General features: G+C 44.9%; 22 protein-coding genes. 13 read left to right on the top strand and 9 right to left on the bottom strand.

What is annotated here, in order from left to right:
• Window positions 1-15 precede the first annotated feature (15 nt).
• The 3 genes from RMO55_RS21435 to RMO55_RS21425 all read right to left on the bottom strand — a co-directional run bounded on the left by RMO55_RS21435 (window position 16) and on the right by RMO55_RS21425 (window position 2873).
• The gene (locus RMO55_RS21435; protein ID WP_310430139.1) at window positions 16-1713 is read right to left on the bottom strand and encodes a sulfate permease; all 1698 of its coding nucleotides are present in this window, start codon (window positions 1711-1713) and stop codon (window positions 16-18) included.
• A gap of 131 nt (window positions 1714-1844) precedes the next feature.
• Window positions 1845-2321 (bottom strand): universal stress protein, encoded by a 477-nt coding sequence (locus RMO55_RS21430; protein WP_310430137.1) that lies wholly within the window; start codon window positions 2319-2321, stop codon window positions 1845-1847.
• A 57-nt stretch (window positions 2322-2378) separates the two neighbouring features.
• A complete protein-coding gene (locus RMO55_RS21425) occupies window positions 2379-2873 on the bottom strand; it encodes a universal stress protein (RefSeq protein ID WP_310430135.1) in 495 nt (164 codons plus the stop codon).
• A 256-nt stretch (window positions 2874-3129) separates the two neighbouring features.
• On the opposite strand from RMO55_RS21425, the gene RMO55_RS21420 reads away from it, so the two are divergent.
• Entirely contained in the window at window positions 3130-3750 is a 621-nt protein-coding gene (locus tag RMO55_RS21420; RefSeq protein WP_310430133.1) for an exopolysaccharide biosynthesis protein, read from the top strand.
• 158 nt (window positions 3751-3908) lie between these two features.
• On the opposite strand, the gene RMO55_RS21415 is transcribed toward RMO55_RS21420, so the two are convergent.
• Window positions 3909-4994 carry a hypothetical protein gene (locus RMO55_RS21415; protein ID WP_310430131.1) on the bottom strand — a complete coding sequence of 362 codons (1086 nt, stop codon included), beginning with the start codon at window positions 4992-4994 and terminating at the stop codon, window positions 3909-3911.
• A gap of 252 nt (window positions 4995-5246) precedes the next feature.
• Between RMO55_RS21415 and RMO55_RS21410 the strand changes: the two genes are divergently transcribed.
• From RMO55_RS21410 to RMO55_RS21400, 3 genes are all read left to right on the top strand, one after another.
• Window positions 5247-5477: a hypothetical protein gene (locus RMO55_RS21410; RefSeq protein ID WP_310430129.1), complete on the top strand. Its 231-nt coding sequence runs from the start codon at window positions 5247-5249 to the stop codon at window positions 5475-5477.
• A gap of 83 nt (window positions 5478-5560) precedes the next feature.
• The gene (locus tag RMO55_RS21405; protein WP_310430127.1) at window positions 5561-6595 is read left to right on the top strand and encodes a tRNA-dihydrouridine synthase family protein; all 1035 of its coding nucleotides are present in this window, start codon (window positions 5561-5563) and stop codon (window positions 6593-6595) included.
• Between the two features lie 27 nt (window positions 6596-6622).
• A complete protein-coding gene (locus RMO55_RS21400; protein ID WP_310430125.1) occupies window positions 6623-7054 on the top strand; it encodes an EamA family transporter in 432 nt (143 codons plus the stop codon).
• A gap of 97 nt (window positions 7055-7151) precedes the next feature.
• Here the strand turns inward: RMO55_RS21400 and RMO55_RS21395 are convergent, their stop codons facing one another.
• Window positions 7152-7358 carry a hypothetical protein gene (locus RMO55_RS21395; protein ID WP_310430123.1) on the bottom strand — a complete coding sequence of 69 codons (207 nt, stop codon included), beginning with the start codon at window positions 7356-7358 and terminating at the stop codon, window positions 7152-7154.
• Window positions 7359-7401: 43 nt separating this feature from the next.
• Complete coding sequence (locus RMO55_RS21390; RefSeq protein WP_310430121.1) at window positions 7402-7752, bottom strand: aminotransferase class III-fold pyridoxal phosphate-dependent enzyme; 351 nt, start codon at window positions 7750-7752, stop codon at window positions 7402-7404.
• Here RMO55_RS21390 and RMO55_RS21385 point away from each other — a divergent pair.
• Window positions 7733-8284 (top strand): hypothetical protein, encoded by a 552-nt coding sequence (locus RMO55_RS21385; protein ID WP_310430118.1) that lies wholly within the window; start codon window positions 7733-7735, stop codon window positions 8282-8284. The two genes, RMO55_RS21390 and RMO55_RS21385, sit on opposite strands and share 20 nt — an antisense overlap.
• Window positions 8281-9213, top strand: a complete 933-nt coding sequence (locus tag RMO55_RS21380; RefSeq protein WP_310430116.1) for a phosphoribulokinase — start codon at window positions 8281-8283, stop codon at window positions 9211-9213. The genes RMO55_RS21385 and RMO55_RS21380 overlap by 4 nt, the downstream gene beginning before the upstream one ends.
• 42 nt (window positions 9214-9255) lie before the next feature.
• Here RMO55_RS21380 and RMO55_RS21375 read toward each other — a convergent pair whose 3' ends face one another.
• A complete protein-coding gene (locus RMO55_RS21375; RefSeq protein ID WP_310430114.1) occupies window positions 9256-9972 on the bottom strand; it encodes a hypothetical protein in 717 nt (238 codons plus the stop codon).
• Between the two features lie 109 nt (window positions 9973-10081).
• Between RMO55_RS21375 and RMO55_RS21370 the strand changes: the two genes are divergently transcribed.
• The 6 genes from RMO55_RS21370 (at window position 10082) to RMO55_RS21345 (ending at window position 15201) form a co-directional block, all read left to right on the top strand.
• The gene (locus RMO55_RS21370; RefSeq protein WP_310430112.1) at window positions 10082-11200 is read left to right on the top strand and encodes a pentapeptide repeat-containing protein; all 1119 of its coding nucleotides are present in this window, start codon (window positions 10082-10084) and stop codon (window positions 11198-11200) included.
• 148 nt (window positions 11201-11348) lie between these two features.
• Window positions 11349-11630, top strand: coding sequence for a hypothetical protein (locus RMO55_RS21365; protein WP_310430110.1), 282 nt, complete (start codon window positions 11349-11351; stop codon window positions 11628-11630).
• A 64-nt stretch (window positions 11631-11694) separates the two neighbouring features.
• Window positions 11695-12033, top strand: a complete 339-nt coding sequence (locus RMO55_RS21360) for a hypothetical protein (protein ID WP_310430108.1) — start codon at window positions 11695-11697, stop codon at window positions 12031-12033.
• Window positions 12034-12255: 222 nt separating this feature from the next.
• On the top strand, window positions 12256-13761 hold the full coding sequence (locus tag RMO55_RS21355; RefSeq protein WP_310430106.1) for a DEAD/DEAH box helicase family protein: 1506 nt from the start codon (window positions 12256-12258) through the stop codon (window positions 13759-13761).
• Window positions 13762-13851: 90 nt separating this feature from the next.
• A complete protein-coding gene (locus tag RMO55_RS21350) occupies window positions 13852-14244 on the top strand; it encodes a RidA family protein (protein WP_310430104.1) in 393 nt (130 codons plus the stop codon).
• Complete coding sequence (locus RMO55_RS21345) at window positions 14245-15201, top strand: glycosyltransferase family 2 protein (RefSeq protein ID WP_310430102.1); 957 nt, start codon at window positions 14245-14247, stop codon at window positions 15199-15201.
• Window positions 15202-15304: 103 nt separating this feature from the next.
• Here RMO55_RS21345 and hemH read toward each other — a convergent pair whose 3' ends face one another.
• Complete coding sequence (gene hemH, locus RMO55_RS21340) at window positions 15305-16468, bottom strand: ferrochelatase (protein ID WP_310430100.1); 1164 nt, start codon at window positions 16466-16468, stop codon at window positions 15305-15307.
• A 173-nt stretch (window positions 16469-16641) separates the two neighbouring features.
• Here hemH and RMO55_RS21335 point away from each other — a divergent pair, with 173 nt between their 5' ends.
• Window positions 16642-17247 carry a tetratricopeptide repeat protein gene (locus RMO55_RS21335; protein WP_310430098.1) on the top strand — a complete coding sequence of 202 codons (606 nt, stop codon included), beginning with the start codon at window positions 16642-16644 and terminating at the stop codon, window positions 17245-17247.
• Between the two features lie 39 nt (window positions 17248-17286).
• Here RMO55_RS21335 and RMO55_RS21330 read toward each other — a convergent pair.
• Window positions 17287-17631 (bottom strand): PP2C family protein-serine/threonine phosphatase (locus RMO55_RS21330; RefSeq protein ID WP_310430095.1); only part of this gene is annotated, 345 nt, incomplete at its 5' end.

Genomic DNA, 17631 nt, shown 5'->3' with positions numbered 1-17631 from the left:
GATAACAACCTTTTTCTACCGAGATTTAAAGCCGATAATCATCGTATGTAGAGTAAGATAAATCCGATCCTCACTAATTTTATTGAGCAGTAGAGATCGCTTTAATTGAGCATAGAGATCTTGTTTTACCCGTGCCATTGCAAAGGTGATTCCTCTAGCAGCTAATTCGTCATAAAGCTCTTCCAACATATCCATTGCTGTGATGTCAATTTCGGCGATCGCTTCGGTATTGAGTACAAACCATTCTACCGGTGTAACTTCCAGATCGATCGACCTCAAAGCGCGACACTTAAAATCCTCGGCATTGGCAAAACATAACGGAGCATCATAGCGATAAATTACCAATCCAGGAATTGTAGTTGCACCTTCCCAATCGTTAATATCATGTAATCCTGGCAGATTGGGCACCGTGCCTTGGACGGCATCATGGGGATGTGCCAATCGCGATAATAATTCAATTATTGATAAACCCACCGCGATCTCTACACCCACTAAAATATCGGTAACTAATACACCGAAGGTGGTAATAACCGCCAGAAAAAATTCACTGCGACGAAATCGATATAGGCGAATAAATTCAGGAATTTCAATCAATTTAAACGCCGCAAAAATCACGATCGCCCCCAATGCTGCTTTGGGAAATAGTGCCAAAACTGGACGCAACCACAGCAGCACCGAGATCGTCACACCCATTGCCACTAATGAAAAAAGTTGGGTTTTGCTGCCTAAATTATCTCCAATTGCCGTGCGAGAGCCACTACTACTTACTGGAAACCCCTGCACCAATCCAGCCCCCAAATTAGCCAATCCTAGGGCGAGTAATTCCTGATTTGCATCGATCTTACATTGGTGACGAGCGGCAAAACATCGAGCCGTCAGCACATTGTCCGAATAACCGACGATCGCGATCCCCAACGCAGAGGCTAACAGGTCGGGGAGTTGGGCTGAAAAGTTCGGAACGATAAATCTGGGCAAACCTGCTGGAATTGCGCCCACAACGGCTAATCCCTGGAGATCGAGATGAAAGATCGCGACAGCAGCAGTGGCGATTAATACCGCTAATAGAGGTGCAGGTGCTTTGGGAAAAAAATGTCCGATCGCGAACAGGAAAGCTAATACCAATCCGGCTAAAATGAGGGTGATGAGATGAACTCGATTCTCCACAGGAGAGGCTACGCCAACGATCTGGTCGATGAATTGATTCACCTGCGCAAATACGGTGGTACCTGGAATGGAAATACCGCTAATTTTGCCCAATTGTCCCGCAATCATAATGAATGCGACACCTGCCATATAGCCGATGAGAATCGGCTTTGAGAGCAAATTTGCCAGAAAGCCTAATCTAGCAAGATAACCGATCGCGCAGATCGCCCCCACTAATACCGCCAGAGTTGCAGTCAGCACCCCATAATTACTTCGATCCGCCAGTAGTAAAGGTGAAATCGCCGCCGCAGTCATCACCGCAGTCGTCGATTCTGGTCCCACCGAGAGTTGTCGCGACGAGCCAAATAGAGCATATACAAACATCGCAGGTAGAATCGTCCACAGTCCGACAACGGGCGGAACGCCGACTAATTCCCCGTATGCCATACACTGCGGAATCAGATAAGCCGCGACTGTAACACCTGCGAGGATATCTCCCCGCAACCACGATCTCTGATAGCCCAATAATTGGCGCAACCCTGGTAATCTAAGCAAAAGTCTTTGTTGCATAGACCTCTTTCCAAAGTGAATATCTCCTCGTTGCTAATATTTTTATCGTCAGAATAGCCGATCTACTATCGACTATCTACAAGGTAATAACTAACTTATTACTTATTACTTATTACTTATCACTTATTACCTTACAAAGCTGGTAGTTGAATCACCATCACCGAACAAGGTGCATGATGTAAAACATAATTGCTAGTGCTGCCAAGAAAGATTTCACTCAACATTGATTTCTGATTCCTTCCCATGACAATCGCATCCGCCGCCCAATTGTTTGCAACTTCACAAATCATTGACCCTGAATTACCAAAATTTTGCGAAACCTCAACTCGAACACCTCGATCTTTAGCTTGCGTTGCATAAGTCTGAAGTTGAGCGATTCCGCGTAGTTCGTATTCATGCCATTCCTTGGTATATTGTTCGATCGCTACATCATTAACGATCGGAAACATGCCCCCAACTAAGGGACTAAATCCAGTTGAGGACATGGGATTGACAACATGTAAAAGCAAGACTTCAGCATCAAGTTTTTCCGCTAATGTCAATCCTGCTGTCAGAATCTCTTGTGATTCAGCGGAGTCACCAAGTGCGAGTAAGATTTTTTTAAACATTAGGATCGTTCCTTATTAGTAATTTCAAGACTAATCTTTGATAAATGTGGGTTGAAATTAACCTGACAATGCTGGTAGTTGAATTACCATCACCGAGCAAGGTGCATGATGCAAGACATAATTGCTAGTACTGCCGAGAAAGATTTCATTTAATAGCGATTTTTGATTTCGACCCATCAAAATCGTATCTGCCGCCCAATTTTTTGCTGCTTCACAAATCAGCGGTCCAGAGTCACCATAGTTTTGCAATATCTCAGCTTCGATCCCACGATCTTGCGCCTGTTCTGCATAAGCTTGGAGTCGTTCGATTCCTGTTCGTTCGCGTTCATTCCGTGCCTGGATATATTGCTCGATTACTCGATCGTCAATAATGGGCAAAACACCTCCCACTAATGGACTTACACCTGCACTCATTCCGTGCGGTACCAATGGATCGAGGACGTGTAAAATTAGAATTTCAGCACCCAGTTTCTCAACTAGTGTTAATCCCGATGCTAAGATTTGGGCTGAATCAGGGGAGTCACCAATTGCGAGTAAGATTCTTTGCAACATTGGCATCGCTCCTGAATTAGTAACTAAACTAATTTTAGATCGGTTCTATTGGATAGTTGTCTCGATTTTAATACTATTAAATAATTTGTTGCAATTATTAACTGCTCACAACTTCCTCGTTCGTTCGCTTAGCGTAGGCAAAGCCTGGTCGATTTAACCTAAACTTAGGGTACTCCTTTGCATATTCTAGATTTGCATTAAAAATTGGATAATTCCACGCCAAGATGCGGTTTTATTTAGAAGCTCAACATATTCCATGAAATTATCTCAAGTACTATCTCAATTATTGGTCGAATATACTGACAAACCTTTACCACTATCTGTATTACTAGAAAAAGTAGGCAGTAGTGGATTTGGGACGATCGCCGGAATATTGACAATTCCCATGCTGATACCGCTGCCGATCCCTTTAGCTGGATTTTCCACCTTGGTAGGTAGCGGAATTATTCTCGTTGGCTGTCAACTAGCGTTAGGCTATGAAAAACCTTACTTACCCAGGCGAATTGCTCGGATAGAATTATCACCTGCTGCTTCCCAAAAAATACTCAAACAGATCGATCGATTGCTCCAACCTTTAGAACGGATGTCTAGGCATCGATTTTCTCGATTTAGTAATAGTTGGTGGGGATGCCGAGTTAGTGGAATTTGTTTGGCTTGGGACGCACTACTAATGTCTTTACCATTACCGATTCCACTTACCAATCTCATTCCTGCTTATACAATTCTATTTCTGGCGATCGGGCTGTTAGAATTTGATGGATTGTTTATTCTGATTGGCTATGGGATGACTGTGGCTACGACTATTTTCTTCGCTAGTATTGCGGGCACAATTTGGCAATTAGCCATTCATTGGTTGCAGATCTTGACGAAGAGCTAGTCCATTACAGCACTTTCCAGTAATATACAGTACGTTATTAGAGCGGGGAAAGATTGTACTTCACAATTTAGGAAAGTGCTGTATCGGCTAATCGTATCGAGATAACCAGCGACGGAGATTCATCTGATGAACGCAACAGATGATTTGTGGTCTCAAGTTTACTTTTTGCAGGTTGTCGGATCGAATTGGACGCGATATTGATAGATGACGCGCTTACCTTTATCTTTTTCGGGACGGTTTTGGTCTGCCTTATTTGCTTCTTCTAGTGCTACTCTAGTCGCAAGTTCGGCTAAAGTCCGTTGCTCTGGAGTATCTCGCTCCTTAAATGTACTAATTTTGAGGGAAGGTGCCGTCCCTTCACCTAAAATAGCCGCGTCTGGATTGTCGGGGACTTTATCAAAAACAGCCATCATCACAATAAAAGGAGTTTGCTTTTCTGTGCTGCACGACATTCCTTGCGGATAACTTCTAACGATCGACTTCGATGGATAGGGTTCTTTGACATCATACTCGGTCATGTATCGACTGAGTTGCTTGAGGGCTGCATCCATATACTGACCATAAAACCCATTACTACTACTTTGCGGACTGGGTGAGGTAGATGGTTGTGGGGTAATTGCTGGTTGTGGGGTAATCGGTTGCTGGGCTTGACGATTGGGGCTAGGTGTTGGAGTCGTAGGTGCGATATCACTACCATCATCATCGGTTGGGAAGTTTTCTGATGAAATGGGCGCAGGGGATGGCTGTGTTTTTTTAGCTATCGGCTGAGGTGTTGGCTTAGTAATTTTTTGGAGCGGTGGCTGGCTGGGTTTAGGGGCGGGTTTGAAACTAATCGACCGATCGAATATTGGAGCGGTGGGTTGTTTCTGGGGGATTGCTTTTTGCTCTTTTGATGGTTTTTTCGCTGGGAGTGGTGTGGGAAGTATTCTTTCGAGGGGAATGCGGATGGGGGAAAAAGGGATGGTAGCCGGGGAGGTGGAGAATTGTGGCGGGGTTGGCGATGGGGCGACAGGTTGGGGTATGGGGGTTGGAGGTACTTGGGGAATGCGTTGCAGTTCGCTCGGAGTTAGTTCTACGACCTTAACTGTCCCAGGATCGACTTTTTTCGCTTCCTTTTCTGGTGAGGTCAAGAAGGGTAAGCTAGCTCCCAGGCTGGCATGTAGCGCGATCGATCCGAGAATTGCGATCGCCGTCGGATCGAGTAACCTGTCTAAAAAGCTGTTGCGGTTGGAAGATTGATACATATAGCCGAAGTCAGGAGTCAGGAGTCAGAAGTCAGAAGTAGGCTGCTTAGGCATTAATGATTTCAGTAAAGATCGATGTCCTAACCACATTGGCGGCTATATCTCTACAGATGCGATCGATTCCTCGCTACCCATTCTAAACTACATCTAGCGATCGCGAATCGCTCTCAATTTTGACTCCAATCGGGGCGAGATTAGCTAATTTTTGTCATAATTGTTTAGATATCCTCAACATCTGGCAAAGAGTCACCAATGCTTGGAGAATTAAAGTCTTTTCGGCAAAACCCCTTGCGCTGGCTCAAGCGTCGCTATTTGCGATGGGTGGCTCTGAGTTATTGGAGTTATCGCTGGATTACCAGTCGGGGCAAAGAACGACAGTTCGCACAGGTGCAAGTCTGGCGGGTTGCGGCTGGATTCGACCATGCAGCCTGGTTGGTAGCAATAGAAGATTCTGTTAAACCAGAATACTGGGGCATGATGTAATAATCGATCGTTGCTAATCCAAAATCCTGCTTGGTGCGCTAAACTGTCGGGAAACCCGAACAGCGCGCATCCGCAAAATCGAAATGACACTCCCAGCTCCTATTCCTGCTCGCGTAAAAGCATTGACAGCCCTAGCACCGATGCAGGATGTAACAGAGGTCTATTTTATCAATGCGATCGCTGAATATGGCTGTCCTGACTACTTTTTTACTGAATATTTTCGGGTGCATCGGGATTCGGGTGTCGATAAACATATCCTGAGATCGATTACCGAGAACACTACCAATCGCCCCGTATTTGCCCAAATGATCGGCGAGAGTATTCCCGATCTGGTGCGGACGGCGAAGTTATTGAGTCAATACCCAATTGCGGGCATCGATTTGAATATGGGTTGTCCTGCGCCAAGGATTTATCGCAAGAATGTCGGTGGGGGACTACTGCGCGATCCCGATAAGATCGATCGCATCCTGGGAGAATTGAGATCGGTTGTGGCTGGTAATTTGACAGTAAAAATGCGAATTGGCTTTGAGGATACGTCGGAGTTCGATCGAGTGTTAAGTTTAATCGATCGACACAATATCGATCTGCTGAGTCTCCACGGTCGCACTGTGAAGGAAGCCTATCATGGCGCGGTACATTACGATCTTATCGCCCATGCGGTGCAAAGATTGCGCTGTCCGGTGCTTGCTAATGGTAATGTTAGTTCGGCAGCCTCGGCTATGTCAGTGCTGTCACAGACGCAAGCAGCGGGCGTAATGGTGGGCCGCGCAGCCATCCGCAACCCCTGGATTTTCAAGCAGATTCGGGAGGCGTTGGCGGGAGTGGCAGTTTCCGTGGTAACACTAGGGGCAGTCAGGGGGTATATCGATCGATTATATCGGATGCAGCAGGTGCGCTCAGTGCCAGAGAAATCGCGTGTCAGCCACCTGAAAATGTATCTTAACTATATAGGACAAGGTGTAGATGCCGAAGGTGTCTTCTTGCGGGATATGCGGAAAGCACAGACAGAGGTGGAACTCTTTGGGATATGCGATCGAGAATTACTCCGTCATCCCGATCGAGTATTTTCTGCGGAGCCATATCTGGGATTGTTTGCACGTCCTAAATGTGAGGCTTAAAACATGAATCGTGGCAATTATTAATACATGGAAAATAGCTCCAACCTGTGGTGGATTTATGCTTTACTTTCAGCTTTTTTTGCGGCTTTAACCACCATTTTTGCCAAAATTGGGATCGAAAATATCGATGCCAACTTAGCCACAGCCCTGCGAACGGTGGTAATTGTGTTGATGGCGTGGGGAATAGTGCTAGCACAGGGAAATCTCAGTCAGCTTGCCACTGTGTCCTCCCGCACGTTGATTTTCCTAGTAATTTCTGGAATTGCGACTGGGTGCTCGTGGATTTTTTATTTTCAAGCATTGCAACTAGGTAAAGCCGCTCAGGTAGCCCCAATCGACAAATCCAGCGTGGTGATGGTCATTTTATTCTCGACAATCTTTCTCCACGAACCACTGACGCTCAAAGTCATTCTCGGTGGTTGTCTGATTGTCCTTGGTACTTTGGTCTTAGTTTTGTAATTCTCCGCCAACCCAGAAGATAAACCCGACTTTTTCCAAGTCGGGTTTATGGCATTAATCTTCGGCGTAACGATAACTGCTCCCGATATTCCCCAATCTAAAACACTTCATCTTCCACGCCTATCCACCATTCGCCGAGATTCATCATGTCGCGGTGAATATCCTCCAATCTCACGATATATTCCTCCGAGGATAGATCCGGTTTCGCTTCGGCTAGTTTTTGTAAGCGGAGCTGTACCAACAGCCATGATTTACCCACGCTGTCCGTATCTTCGATATATTTTGCTAATTTTTCGCTATTCATCAGAAGTGGGGAGTAACAATCGATAACATCAATTATAAGTTGATTATCGATCTAGAACTTCTGCTAAAACTCGATCGATCTGCTGATACACCCAGCTTAATTCAGATTCAGTAATACAGTAGGGCGGCATCAAATACAGTACATTGCCTAACGGACGAAGTAAGACACCATGCGCGATCGCCTGGTGTCTGATTTCTCTTCCCACATTATTAAGGTACCCAGCTTTTTCGCTATTGTTAACATCGATCGCCGCAATTGTGCCGATTACTGTTAATTTACTTAAAAAGATGACATGTTCCAATCGTGCGGCTTGCTGGGCGATCGCGTCTACAATTTGGGATAGAATAGTAGTCTTAGTTACGTAAATTACAAGCGTGAATAAAATCGTTTTCACCTTAGCCCTAATTATATTTGCACCAATCTTCACTTTTCTAGCGATTCTCTTGCCAAGCAGCTTCGCAAACGCCATCGATCCACCTCAATCGCCACAAATAGTCTCAGAGGGGAATGAATTAGTCCCAGATCGGGATGAATATGACTATAAATATAAATACTTTGATAGTCCTGGCAATTTATATATTATTAACCCAGAGTCGATCGATTATCGCCCTATGACTAGAGAGCAGAGTTCGAGTGGTATGTACGATGGGGGGAACCCGCGCAAAGTAAAGCTCGATCCTGGACAATACCAAGCGATCTCAATTATGCTCGATCGAGCATTCAGTTATCCTGACGATCGCCGGATCGGTCGAACTAAAGGGACTGGAATCATCTTGAAGCCAGATCGAGATCGGCAAATCCAGCGTCGAGTTGTTTCGTATAATAGTCAAGAGCGTCAAAAAATAGAAGACTTACTCGATCTGCTTGTGGGCGAATGTAAAAATATGGGCAGTTCAATACATCGATGTGGAGATAAAAACAAATGAGCCACCGTCCCATTATTCTTGGCATCGTCGGCGACAGCGCGGCGGGTAAAACAACTTTAACCAAGGGAATCGCACAAATTCTGGGTGAAGAAAATGTCACCGTCATCGGGACGGACGATTATCATCGATACGATCGTCAGCAGCGGGCAGAAATCGGCATTACAGCTCTTCACCCCGACTGTAACTACCTGGACATCATGCAGCAGCATCTCGCCTTGCTCCGCAGCGGACAACCGATTCTTAAGCCAATTTACAGCCACAAAACGGGTACCTTCGATCCACCGCAGTATATCAAGCCCAATCAGTTTGTGGTCGTCGAAGGATTGCTCGGATATTCGACACCTGCACTACGCGATTGTTATGACATCAAAGTGTATTTAGCTCCACCTGAATCTTTGCGACACGCATGGAAAATTAAACGCGATACGCTCAAGCGCGGCTATACAGAAGCCCAGGTTTTAGCCGAACTCGAAAAACGCGAACCAGATTCAGACAAATTCATTCGTCCCCAGCGTCAGTGGGCGGATTTAGTCGTCAGTTTTTATCCACCCAGTGGTGAATTAGATGAGTCGCTCCTAAATGTGCGACTGGTACTCAGACCGACTATTTCACATCCAGATCTGATCCAGGTAGTAGATAAAGATAATAGCGATCCGCAGCCAACGATCCGTCTTAACCTTGACAGGGACATGGGTAAGCCCGTTGATGTCCTGGAAGTTGATAGTCATGCGACGAGTGATAGAATCCAAGTATTAGAACGGATGATTTGTGCGGATATGCCCGATTTGCATCATGTCTGCGATCGAGATATCAATCCCAATCTGGGCAATATTACGGGGACGACTGGGGAAATACTCACCAGTTATCCACTAGCTTTAACGCAGCTATTAATTACTTACTACATGCTGAAGGCGACTCAATCGCACTAGTTTTGTTGGGCTAAATATCCATCCTAACAACCCAATTATTAATTATTTCTTCGCACCTTCGATTGATAAGCCATCATTTTCTAAATTGACTCGATTAACTTTAAAATTATCTTGTTGTAACTGCAAGTCGATCGTTTGTTGAATTTTAGCAGCATCTACACCTAAATTTTCCGCGAGTTGGGCGATCGTAAAATTCATATTTCCGACCTTAATTTCCGTATCTTCACCGAATTTAATTTTACTACCTTCAACAACTGGCGTGCCAATAATGCCGATATAAACATCTCGATTTTTCAAGAATGTTAATTTATCGGTCAGTTTTGTTAATGCAGCAGTCTGACTACCAGGTTTGCCATTGTGGGCTAATTCTCCAAGATTAACCAACGCACCAGTATGAATTTTGCCATCTTTAATATTAGTCTTAATTCCTTTAATTCCTACTGGTAACTGTTTGTTGGGTTGCGAAGTAGCAACCTTAGCTACTACTAAATTATTGAGATCTCGATCGCTCAGTTTGACAGTAACTTTTTGACCGACCTTCGCCCGATCGATCGGTGTAGTTATTTTCTGCTTGCTGACAGCAGCTTGTTCGGCAATCTGACTTGGCGGCAAAGGTAGAGATTGACTATCTGTTTTATTGTCGGCACCTGCTTTAATATATTCATCTGGCACCTTAATGGCTTCTTGCCAGACATAATATAGACCGCCAATAGTTCCAACCAAAATAACTGCAAGCGACTTAATTATAATTTTCTGCATCTTGAGAAATCTAATCTTTTCAATACGAACAAAAAATGGTATTATTCAATGATATAGTCGGGGAAATCTAGATATTTTAACCTTCTAAACTAGATATTTTGCATAGAATATGACAATCTGGGGAAATCTGATAGCGATCGCCATTATGGTGTTCGGATTATGGCTCAACAACACCTGGATTGCCGCAGCAGGTTGTGCGATCGCCTTAGTATTATCCGTACCAATTATCTATCGAGGTGTTCGAGAAGAACTGCTCGATTCCTTAACACCAGCGCAACGGTTGCAATTAATCGCTGCGATTACGGTACTGATCGCGCTAGTGGGCTTACTCCAGATTCTAGAATTTTTTGAGTATGTCAGTAGTTTTTCCGACAAGATTGACTGGAATGCTGTTGGTGCATCGGGAGAGTGGGGTGGTGCATTCGGTCAGATTTTAATTGCTATCCTAGCAGTATATATCGCTTGGCGACAGTATATTATCTCACGCGACTTGACGATCGAGCAAAATCGCTTAACTACTCAACAAAATATTCTTACCCAACAACAGACGATCGATGCTTACTTTCAGGGGATTTCCGATCTGGTCTTAGATGACGATGGTTTTCTGGAAGATTGGCCCCAGGAGCAAGCTTTTGCCGCAGGACGAACCGCAGCGTTACTCGGCAGTATCGATGCCGCAGGTAAAGCAAAAGTACTGAGATTCCTATCCCAGTCTAAGCTCCTCAGCCCGCTCAGACGCGATCGCCGGCTTGGTAGAGCAATTTTGGATGGAGATGGTGGTTATGATGAAGATCGGCTCTATGGAGTCCGTGTCATCGATTTAGGCGTGATGCTAGCAGGTGCAGATCTTTCCCAAACTGATTTACGGTGGACGGATATCAGTGATGCTAATTTAATCCGTGCCAATTTAAGCGGTGGCGATTTGGTCAAAGCCAACTTCTCCCGCACCATTTTATATGAAGCTAAGTTAAATGGTGCAGATATCAAAGGTAGCCGCTTTTTTTATGGGAGTGCCGAAACAGCCACCCCTCGCAGTCGCAACGAAACACCTAACTATACGACAGGTGAATTTACAGGTGCGGTAGTAGAAAATACTGATTTTACTAATGTGCAAGAAATGTCTGAAGAACAACGTAAATACTGCTGTACCTGGTGTGGCGAAGCTTCCCGTCAAACAATTCCTGGTGGATGTGACGGCATTCCGAATAAGTTACCACCTAAAAAATAGAGCGTTCTGAGGGTGTGTTAGGCGGTAGCTGTATGAGCACCACCTACTAGCTACTGAACGAAGTAGTTCCATTGATGGAAAATGCCTAAATCTTCGGATATATTATAATTCGTGACATAGCACTGAATCGATAAGTTTCACAAATTTTATGACTGCTGGTGCGATCGCGATTACGTTAGGAATCTGTCTATTGTGTTTCGCGTGGCTTCAACGAGATCGACTCCAGATTAGCAGGAAAAATAACTCTCCTAGCCGGAATTTTCGACCGCGACAGGCTCACTTAGAGCGTAAATTATTAAAATTATTAGGTAACAATCGCCGTACTGCTCATCGCCTAATTCAGCAATCTCGACTCAGATACCCAGACAAATCTGCCGATTGGCATTGGGAGAAAGCGATTTACGATCTCGAACGCGATCGATGGAGATAGCTAACAGTAAATAGGGAATAGTAAATAGTAACTCAAGTTGCTATTTTTAGATCGATTATACCAAATGGAATATATACCTGGAGTCATCGCTTATTTTATTGGTGGATATCTCTGCTGTGTTAGTAGAGTATTTGTTTGGCTGATTGCATCCCATTGGGCGAAGATTTGGGTAGCAGATGCCAGTCAAGCAGATAGCCAGATTTTATCATTAGCAGTTGTCCTCACACTACTAATTGTATTTGGAATTGCTGTTTTTGTGTGGTCGATCGCCAATCATGTTAACTATAAGTTTACCGAAAAAGGTTTCCTTGCCAATGGTGCGGCTGGTCTTGCCATCGCGCTCGCCATCAGTCAAAATGATTGGCTGACTGAAATTGCTACAAAAATGACTTACGCAAGTTAGGTTTTAGGTTTTAGGTTTTAGGTTTTAGGTTTTAGGTTTTAGGTTTTAGGTTTTAGCTGCAAGCGTTACGCACCGTTAGCATTTGCTCAATTGAGATACGATCCTGTACTTCCGAATCCCGACTCCCGACTCCCGAATCCCAATTCAGCAAAGCTTGTTAATTTAAGCTTTAGATTAGGGGTTGCGCTAGGATAAGGTGTGCGTAACTTCGACTGAATTTCTATGGCAAGAGTGCCGATGCTCACCTACGATCGCGGAACATTGCTCCTGCATCCACCACCACGGGGTAGAGGCTGGATGGAGTATGCGACATGGGACGATCGAGTCGAGAAGTTTCGGATACCAGGAATTAACTATCGCGAAGTTATCGAAGCACTTCAACAGGAAAATACTGACTTTCTCGATAAAGCCAAAGCCTTTGTCTCGCTCGAACTAGACTCTCAACTCAGTCTCGAACCCTATCCCCATCAAGCAGCGGCTCTACTAGCTTGGAAACAGGCAGGAAGGCAGGGAGTAATTGTGTTGCCTACAGGTGCAGGTAAAACTCTAGTCGCCCAGCTTGCAATGGCTGCTACCCCCCGCAGCACGTTGATTCTGGTACCGACGATCGACTTGATGCATCAGTGGTACGCGCAGTTATTAATATCGTTTCCAGGCACGGAAATTGGGTTACTCGGTGGCGGTTCTAGAGATCGCACGCCGATTTTAATTTCGACTTATGATAGTGCGGCAATTCAGATTGAATCTTTGGGCGATTTATATGGGTTATTAATCTGTGATGAATGCCATCATTTACCGACAGAATTTTACCGCGTAGTTGCGGAATATTCGATCGCCCCTTATCGATTGGGCTTGAGTGCAACTCCCGAACGGAGTGATGGGAAACATCTGGATTTAGAGATGTTGATTGGGAAGGAAGTCTATCGTCAAACAGCGGCAGATCTGGCGGGTTCGGCGTTGGCTCCCTATCGAGTCGAGCAGATAAAGGTGAAATTAAGTGATGAAGAACTCAGTCGATATCATAAATTAATTGAAGAACGCAATATTTTCTTGCGAAGTCAAAAAATATCGTTTGGAAGTATCGATGGTTGGCAAAAGTTTATCAGAGCAAGTTGTCGATCGACTGAAGGCAGACGGGCAATGCTAGCTCATCGAGAAGCTAAAGAAATTACGCTTTCAACCAATGGGAAGTTAAGGATTCTGGCGGAAATACTCGATCGACACTATCCCGAAGCTACACTAATTTTCACCAGCGATAATGCGACCGTTTATCGGATTGCTCAAAGCTTATTAATTCCGGCAATTACTCACCATACCCCAGTCAAAGAACGCCATCAAATTTTGACACACTTCCGCGAGGGTACCTATAATGTTTTAGTTGCATCTCAAGTATTGAATGAAGGTGTCGATGTCCCCGCCGCCAGTATTGCGGTAATTTTATCTGGTACGGCTTCTCCACGAGAATACATTCAAAGATTGGGACGAATTTTGCGGAAGGGAGCAGCTAATAAGCAAGCAATTTTATATGAGGTAATTAGTGAAGGTACGAGTGAAGAGCGAGTCTCAGCTAGACGACGTGGAGATGTGCCTGAAGATAATAAACCGGAAATAGCTAACGTAATTCAGTTACCAATTAGATATGGACAATCGGTAGATCGATCGCGCAAAGTCGCAGAGCCAGAACCCGATCCTCAACCGCCCGATCCTGATGGTAAGTTAAAATATTGAATAGTTGACAGTCGATCGACAATAATTGTAGGGTGTGTTATCGACAGCGCGAGCGTACCCTCCGCAAGCTAATACCTAACACCTAATTGTATGACTAAACAAATCATCCAAACCAACCTTGCACCTGCACCAGTCGGCCCATATAATCAAGCGATTTTCGCAACTGGTAGAATGTTATTTGTATCGGGACAAATAGCGATCGATCCAGCCACCAATCAATTAGTTCACGATGGAGATGTTGCCAAACAAACCGAGCAGGTGATGGCAAATCTCGCCGCAATTCTCAAACAAGCTGGGGCAACTTTTGAGGATGTCGTCAAGACAGGTGTATTTCTCAAAGATATGAATGATTTTGCGACGGTAAATGGAATCTATGCTCGCTACTTTGACGAAGCAACCGCTCCAGCTCGGGCTTGTGTCGAAGTCGCACGGTTGCCAAAAGATGTCTTAGTCGAGATTGATTGTATTGCCGTAATTGGATAAATGCCTAAATATTCTCTAGTTATTCCGGTTTATAACGAAGAAAGTACGATTCCCGCCTTATACCAGCGGGTAAGTGCGGTGATGGATGGATTAGACGATACTTCTGAATTAATTTTAATTAATGACGGTAGTCGCGATCGCACGTTAGAATTACTGCGGGAACTGCACGATCGAGACGATCGAGTGGTATACCTAAGTCTGGCGCGTAATTTCGGTCATCAGATCGCTGTTACGGCTGGCTTAAACTATGTCCGAGGTAAAGTTATCATTGTCTTAGATGCCGATCTCCAAGATCCACCAGAATTAATTCCCGAGATGTTGGCATTGTGGCGACAAGGATATCATGTCGTCTATGCCCAACGCACTAAAAGACTGCAGGAAAGCTGGTTTAAGCGGCTCTGTGCCTATGCTTTCTACCGGATACTCAAACAACTTGCCAGTGTCGATATTCCCACCGATACAGGCGATTTTTGCTTGATGGATCGACAGATTGTAGATCTACTCAATCAGATGCCCGAACGCAATCGCTATCTGCGGGGGTTGAGAGCCTGGGTGGGTTTCAATCAAGTTGCGCTGAAATTCGATCGCGAATCGCGGTTTGCGGGAGAAGTGAAGTATACTTTCTCCAAAAGCTTTGCGCTGGCAATTAATGGGCTAGTTTCTTTTTCGAGTATTCCCCTGCGATTGTCTACTTATTTGGGCTTATTTTCGGCAGTGGTGGCGATACTGATGGCAATCCTCGTCCTCTACTGGCGGGTGTTCACCCCTAATTCTACCCTCACTGGCTTTGCGACGATCGCGATCGCCATTTTCTTTTTAGGTGCAGTGCAATTAATTAGTATTGGAATTTTAGGTGAATATATCGGACGTATCTATGAAGAGGTCAAGAATAGACCTCTATATACGCTCTCAGAAGTAGGCCGCAAAACACCGCGTCCAGTCAAAGACTGTCAATAGAGCATCAAGAATGCGATCGAATGCCGATCTCATTCTTGCTCAACACCTACTTCTGAATTCTACGTAGAATCGATCGATTCTAATTCTCACTTAGACACAATATCTACAGTATCCCAAATAGATGTAATGGGCCGCGACCAGTGAAGATTTCGACGATCACGCCAATAAATCCTAACATTGCGAGACGACCATTCCAAACTTCCGCAGCGTTGGTGAGACCCATCTCCCATTTCTCTTGGGGATACATCTTAATTTTCTTCTTCATCTGGGTGACTCGATCGATCTCCAGACTTGGGGCTGCGGCAGCTCTGAGGACTAGATCGACGAGTGTTTGGATGAAAACAGGGTTCGTATCCAGAGCCGGTACTCTGTTGAAGACATGAATGCCAGCTTCTTCGGCAATTTCTCGATATTCGATATCGATTTCTTCGAGAGTTTCGATATGTTCGGAGACAAAGCTAATCGGTACGACTACCAGCTCGGTGACACCTTGGGCGGCTAGAGAGACGATCCCATCTTCAGTATATGGTTGCAGCCACTCGACTGGGCCAACTTTACTTTGATAGGCGAGGGAATGCTCGTTTTTGCGTCCCAGTGTCTGCATAATCAGTCTGGTACAGTCTTCAATCTCGGATTGGTAAGTATCGCCAGCCTCTTCAATATAGCTGACAGGTACGCCATGAGCACTGAAAAATACGTGCGCTCGATCGGGATCGGGGCATTTATCGATTTCTTTGCCAATCAGTTCGGTCATTGCGCGGAGATAACCAGGCTCTTGATACCAATCTGCAATAACAGTGTATTGTGGCGGCTTGAGTTCGGGGTTTTCTTTCCAAATTTTCTCGATCAGCCGAAAACTGGAGCCGCTAGTACTAATCGAAAACTGGGGATATAAGGGGAGAATTACTAACTGCTCGATGCCATCCTTTTTAATTCGAGCGAGTGCATCTTCGGTAAATGGGTGCCAGTATCGCATCCCGATGTAGACTTTGGCATCTTCACCTTGCGCTCTCAATTGATTTTCCAGAGCGCGCGCTTGCTCTTCGGTAATCCGTCGCAGTGGAGATCCGCCACCGATTTTCTGATAATTCGCGCGGGATTTCTTGGCGCGGGAAGTCGAAATAATCCAAGCTAGCGGCTTCTGGAATGCCGTAATCGGAATCCGAATGATTTCGGGGTCGGAAAACAGGTTAAATAGAAACGGACGTACATCCGCTAATTGCTCTGGTCCACCTAAATTCAGTAGTAAAACCCCTAATCGACCCATAACGGCTGCGCTTTCCCAGTATGTTGCAAATTCTTTACCAATTTTAACAATTATATAGTTTTATCGGTAGATGTTTGCAACTGCTGACACATAAATTTAATTTTAGTTAAAAGGTATTTAATCAAAAATTGGTTAAAATGTGTGGTATGAGCCTTCAATAATGTCAGAAGTCTATGAAAGCTATTCAAACGGTTGTTGCACTCATTGCCTTAACTAGTGTACTTGAGTTTGGTAAAGCGGACTGTGCATTAGGTTATACTCCTAAGCCAGATTTAGCGCAACAATTGGAACAGTCACAAGTTAGTCCTGCTCCTGAAAGTACCAATTTATTCGAGCAGGGTGTGAAAAAACAGGAGCAGGAAGATTATACTGGCGCGATCGCCGATTATACAGAATTTCTCAAAACTCATCCAGATCGACTAGAAGCATATAGCAATCGAGGGTTTAGCAAAGCAATGCTCAACGATCTTAAAGGCGCGATGATAGATTTCGATCGAGCCATCGAACTCGCACCATCTAATGCTGATGTCTACAATGGTCGAGGAAATGTCAATGCGATGGCTGGTAATCTGACTGCATCAATCCGCGATTTTAACCGAGCCATTCGTTGCGATCGCAGTTTCGCTGATGCTTATTATAATCGAGCGATCAGCCGACATGGGATCGGGGATCGTCGTGGTGCTAAAGTCGATCTCAGTCAAGCTGCTAAATTATTTCAACAACAAAAGGACATCGGCGGCTATCAGCAGGCGCGTGAGTGGATTGATAAGTTGAAGTAGGTTTTAGGTTTTAGGTTTTAGGGGGTAGGCTTTAGGAAACTATTCACCATTCACCTTCAACACCACCATTGTCATATCATCACCATTGGCGCGATCGTTGCCCATGAAGCCGTTCAAAGTGGTGACAATATAGTCTAGAGTGCCTTGGGAAGTTAGCTGCTGTTGACAGGCAGTACGGAAGGTGTAAATTAGATTTTCCTCGTTGAACCTTTCTCCATCCTGATTGGCTGCATCGGTGAAGCCATCAGTGTAGTAAATGATGGTATCCCCTTCATAAAGCTGAACTCGATCTTCTTCGTATCGAGAATCGACATCTAACCCGATTAACGCCCCTTGGGTATCCAAGCGCGAAATCCGATCTGTAGCTGCTTCCCAGTATAGGGG

Source organism: Chamaesiphon sp. VAR_48_metabat_135_sub, from assembly GCF_031418915.1.
In the GTDB taxonomy this organism is placed as follows: domain Bacteria; phylum Cyanobacteriota; class Cyanobacteriia; order Cyanobacteriales; family Chamaesiphonaceae; genus Chamaesiphon.
Note: the sequence above shows the minus strand (reverse complement) of the source record. Positions and strands in the feature narration are given on the sequence as shown.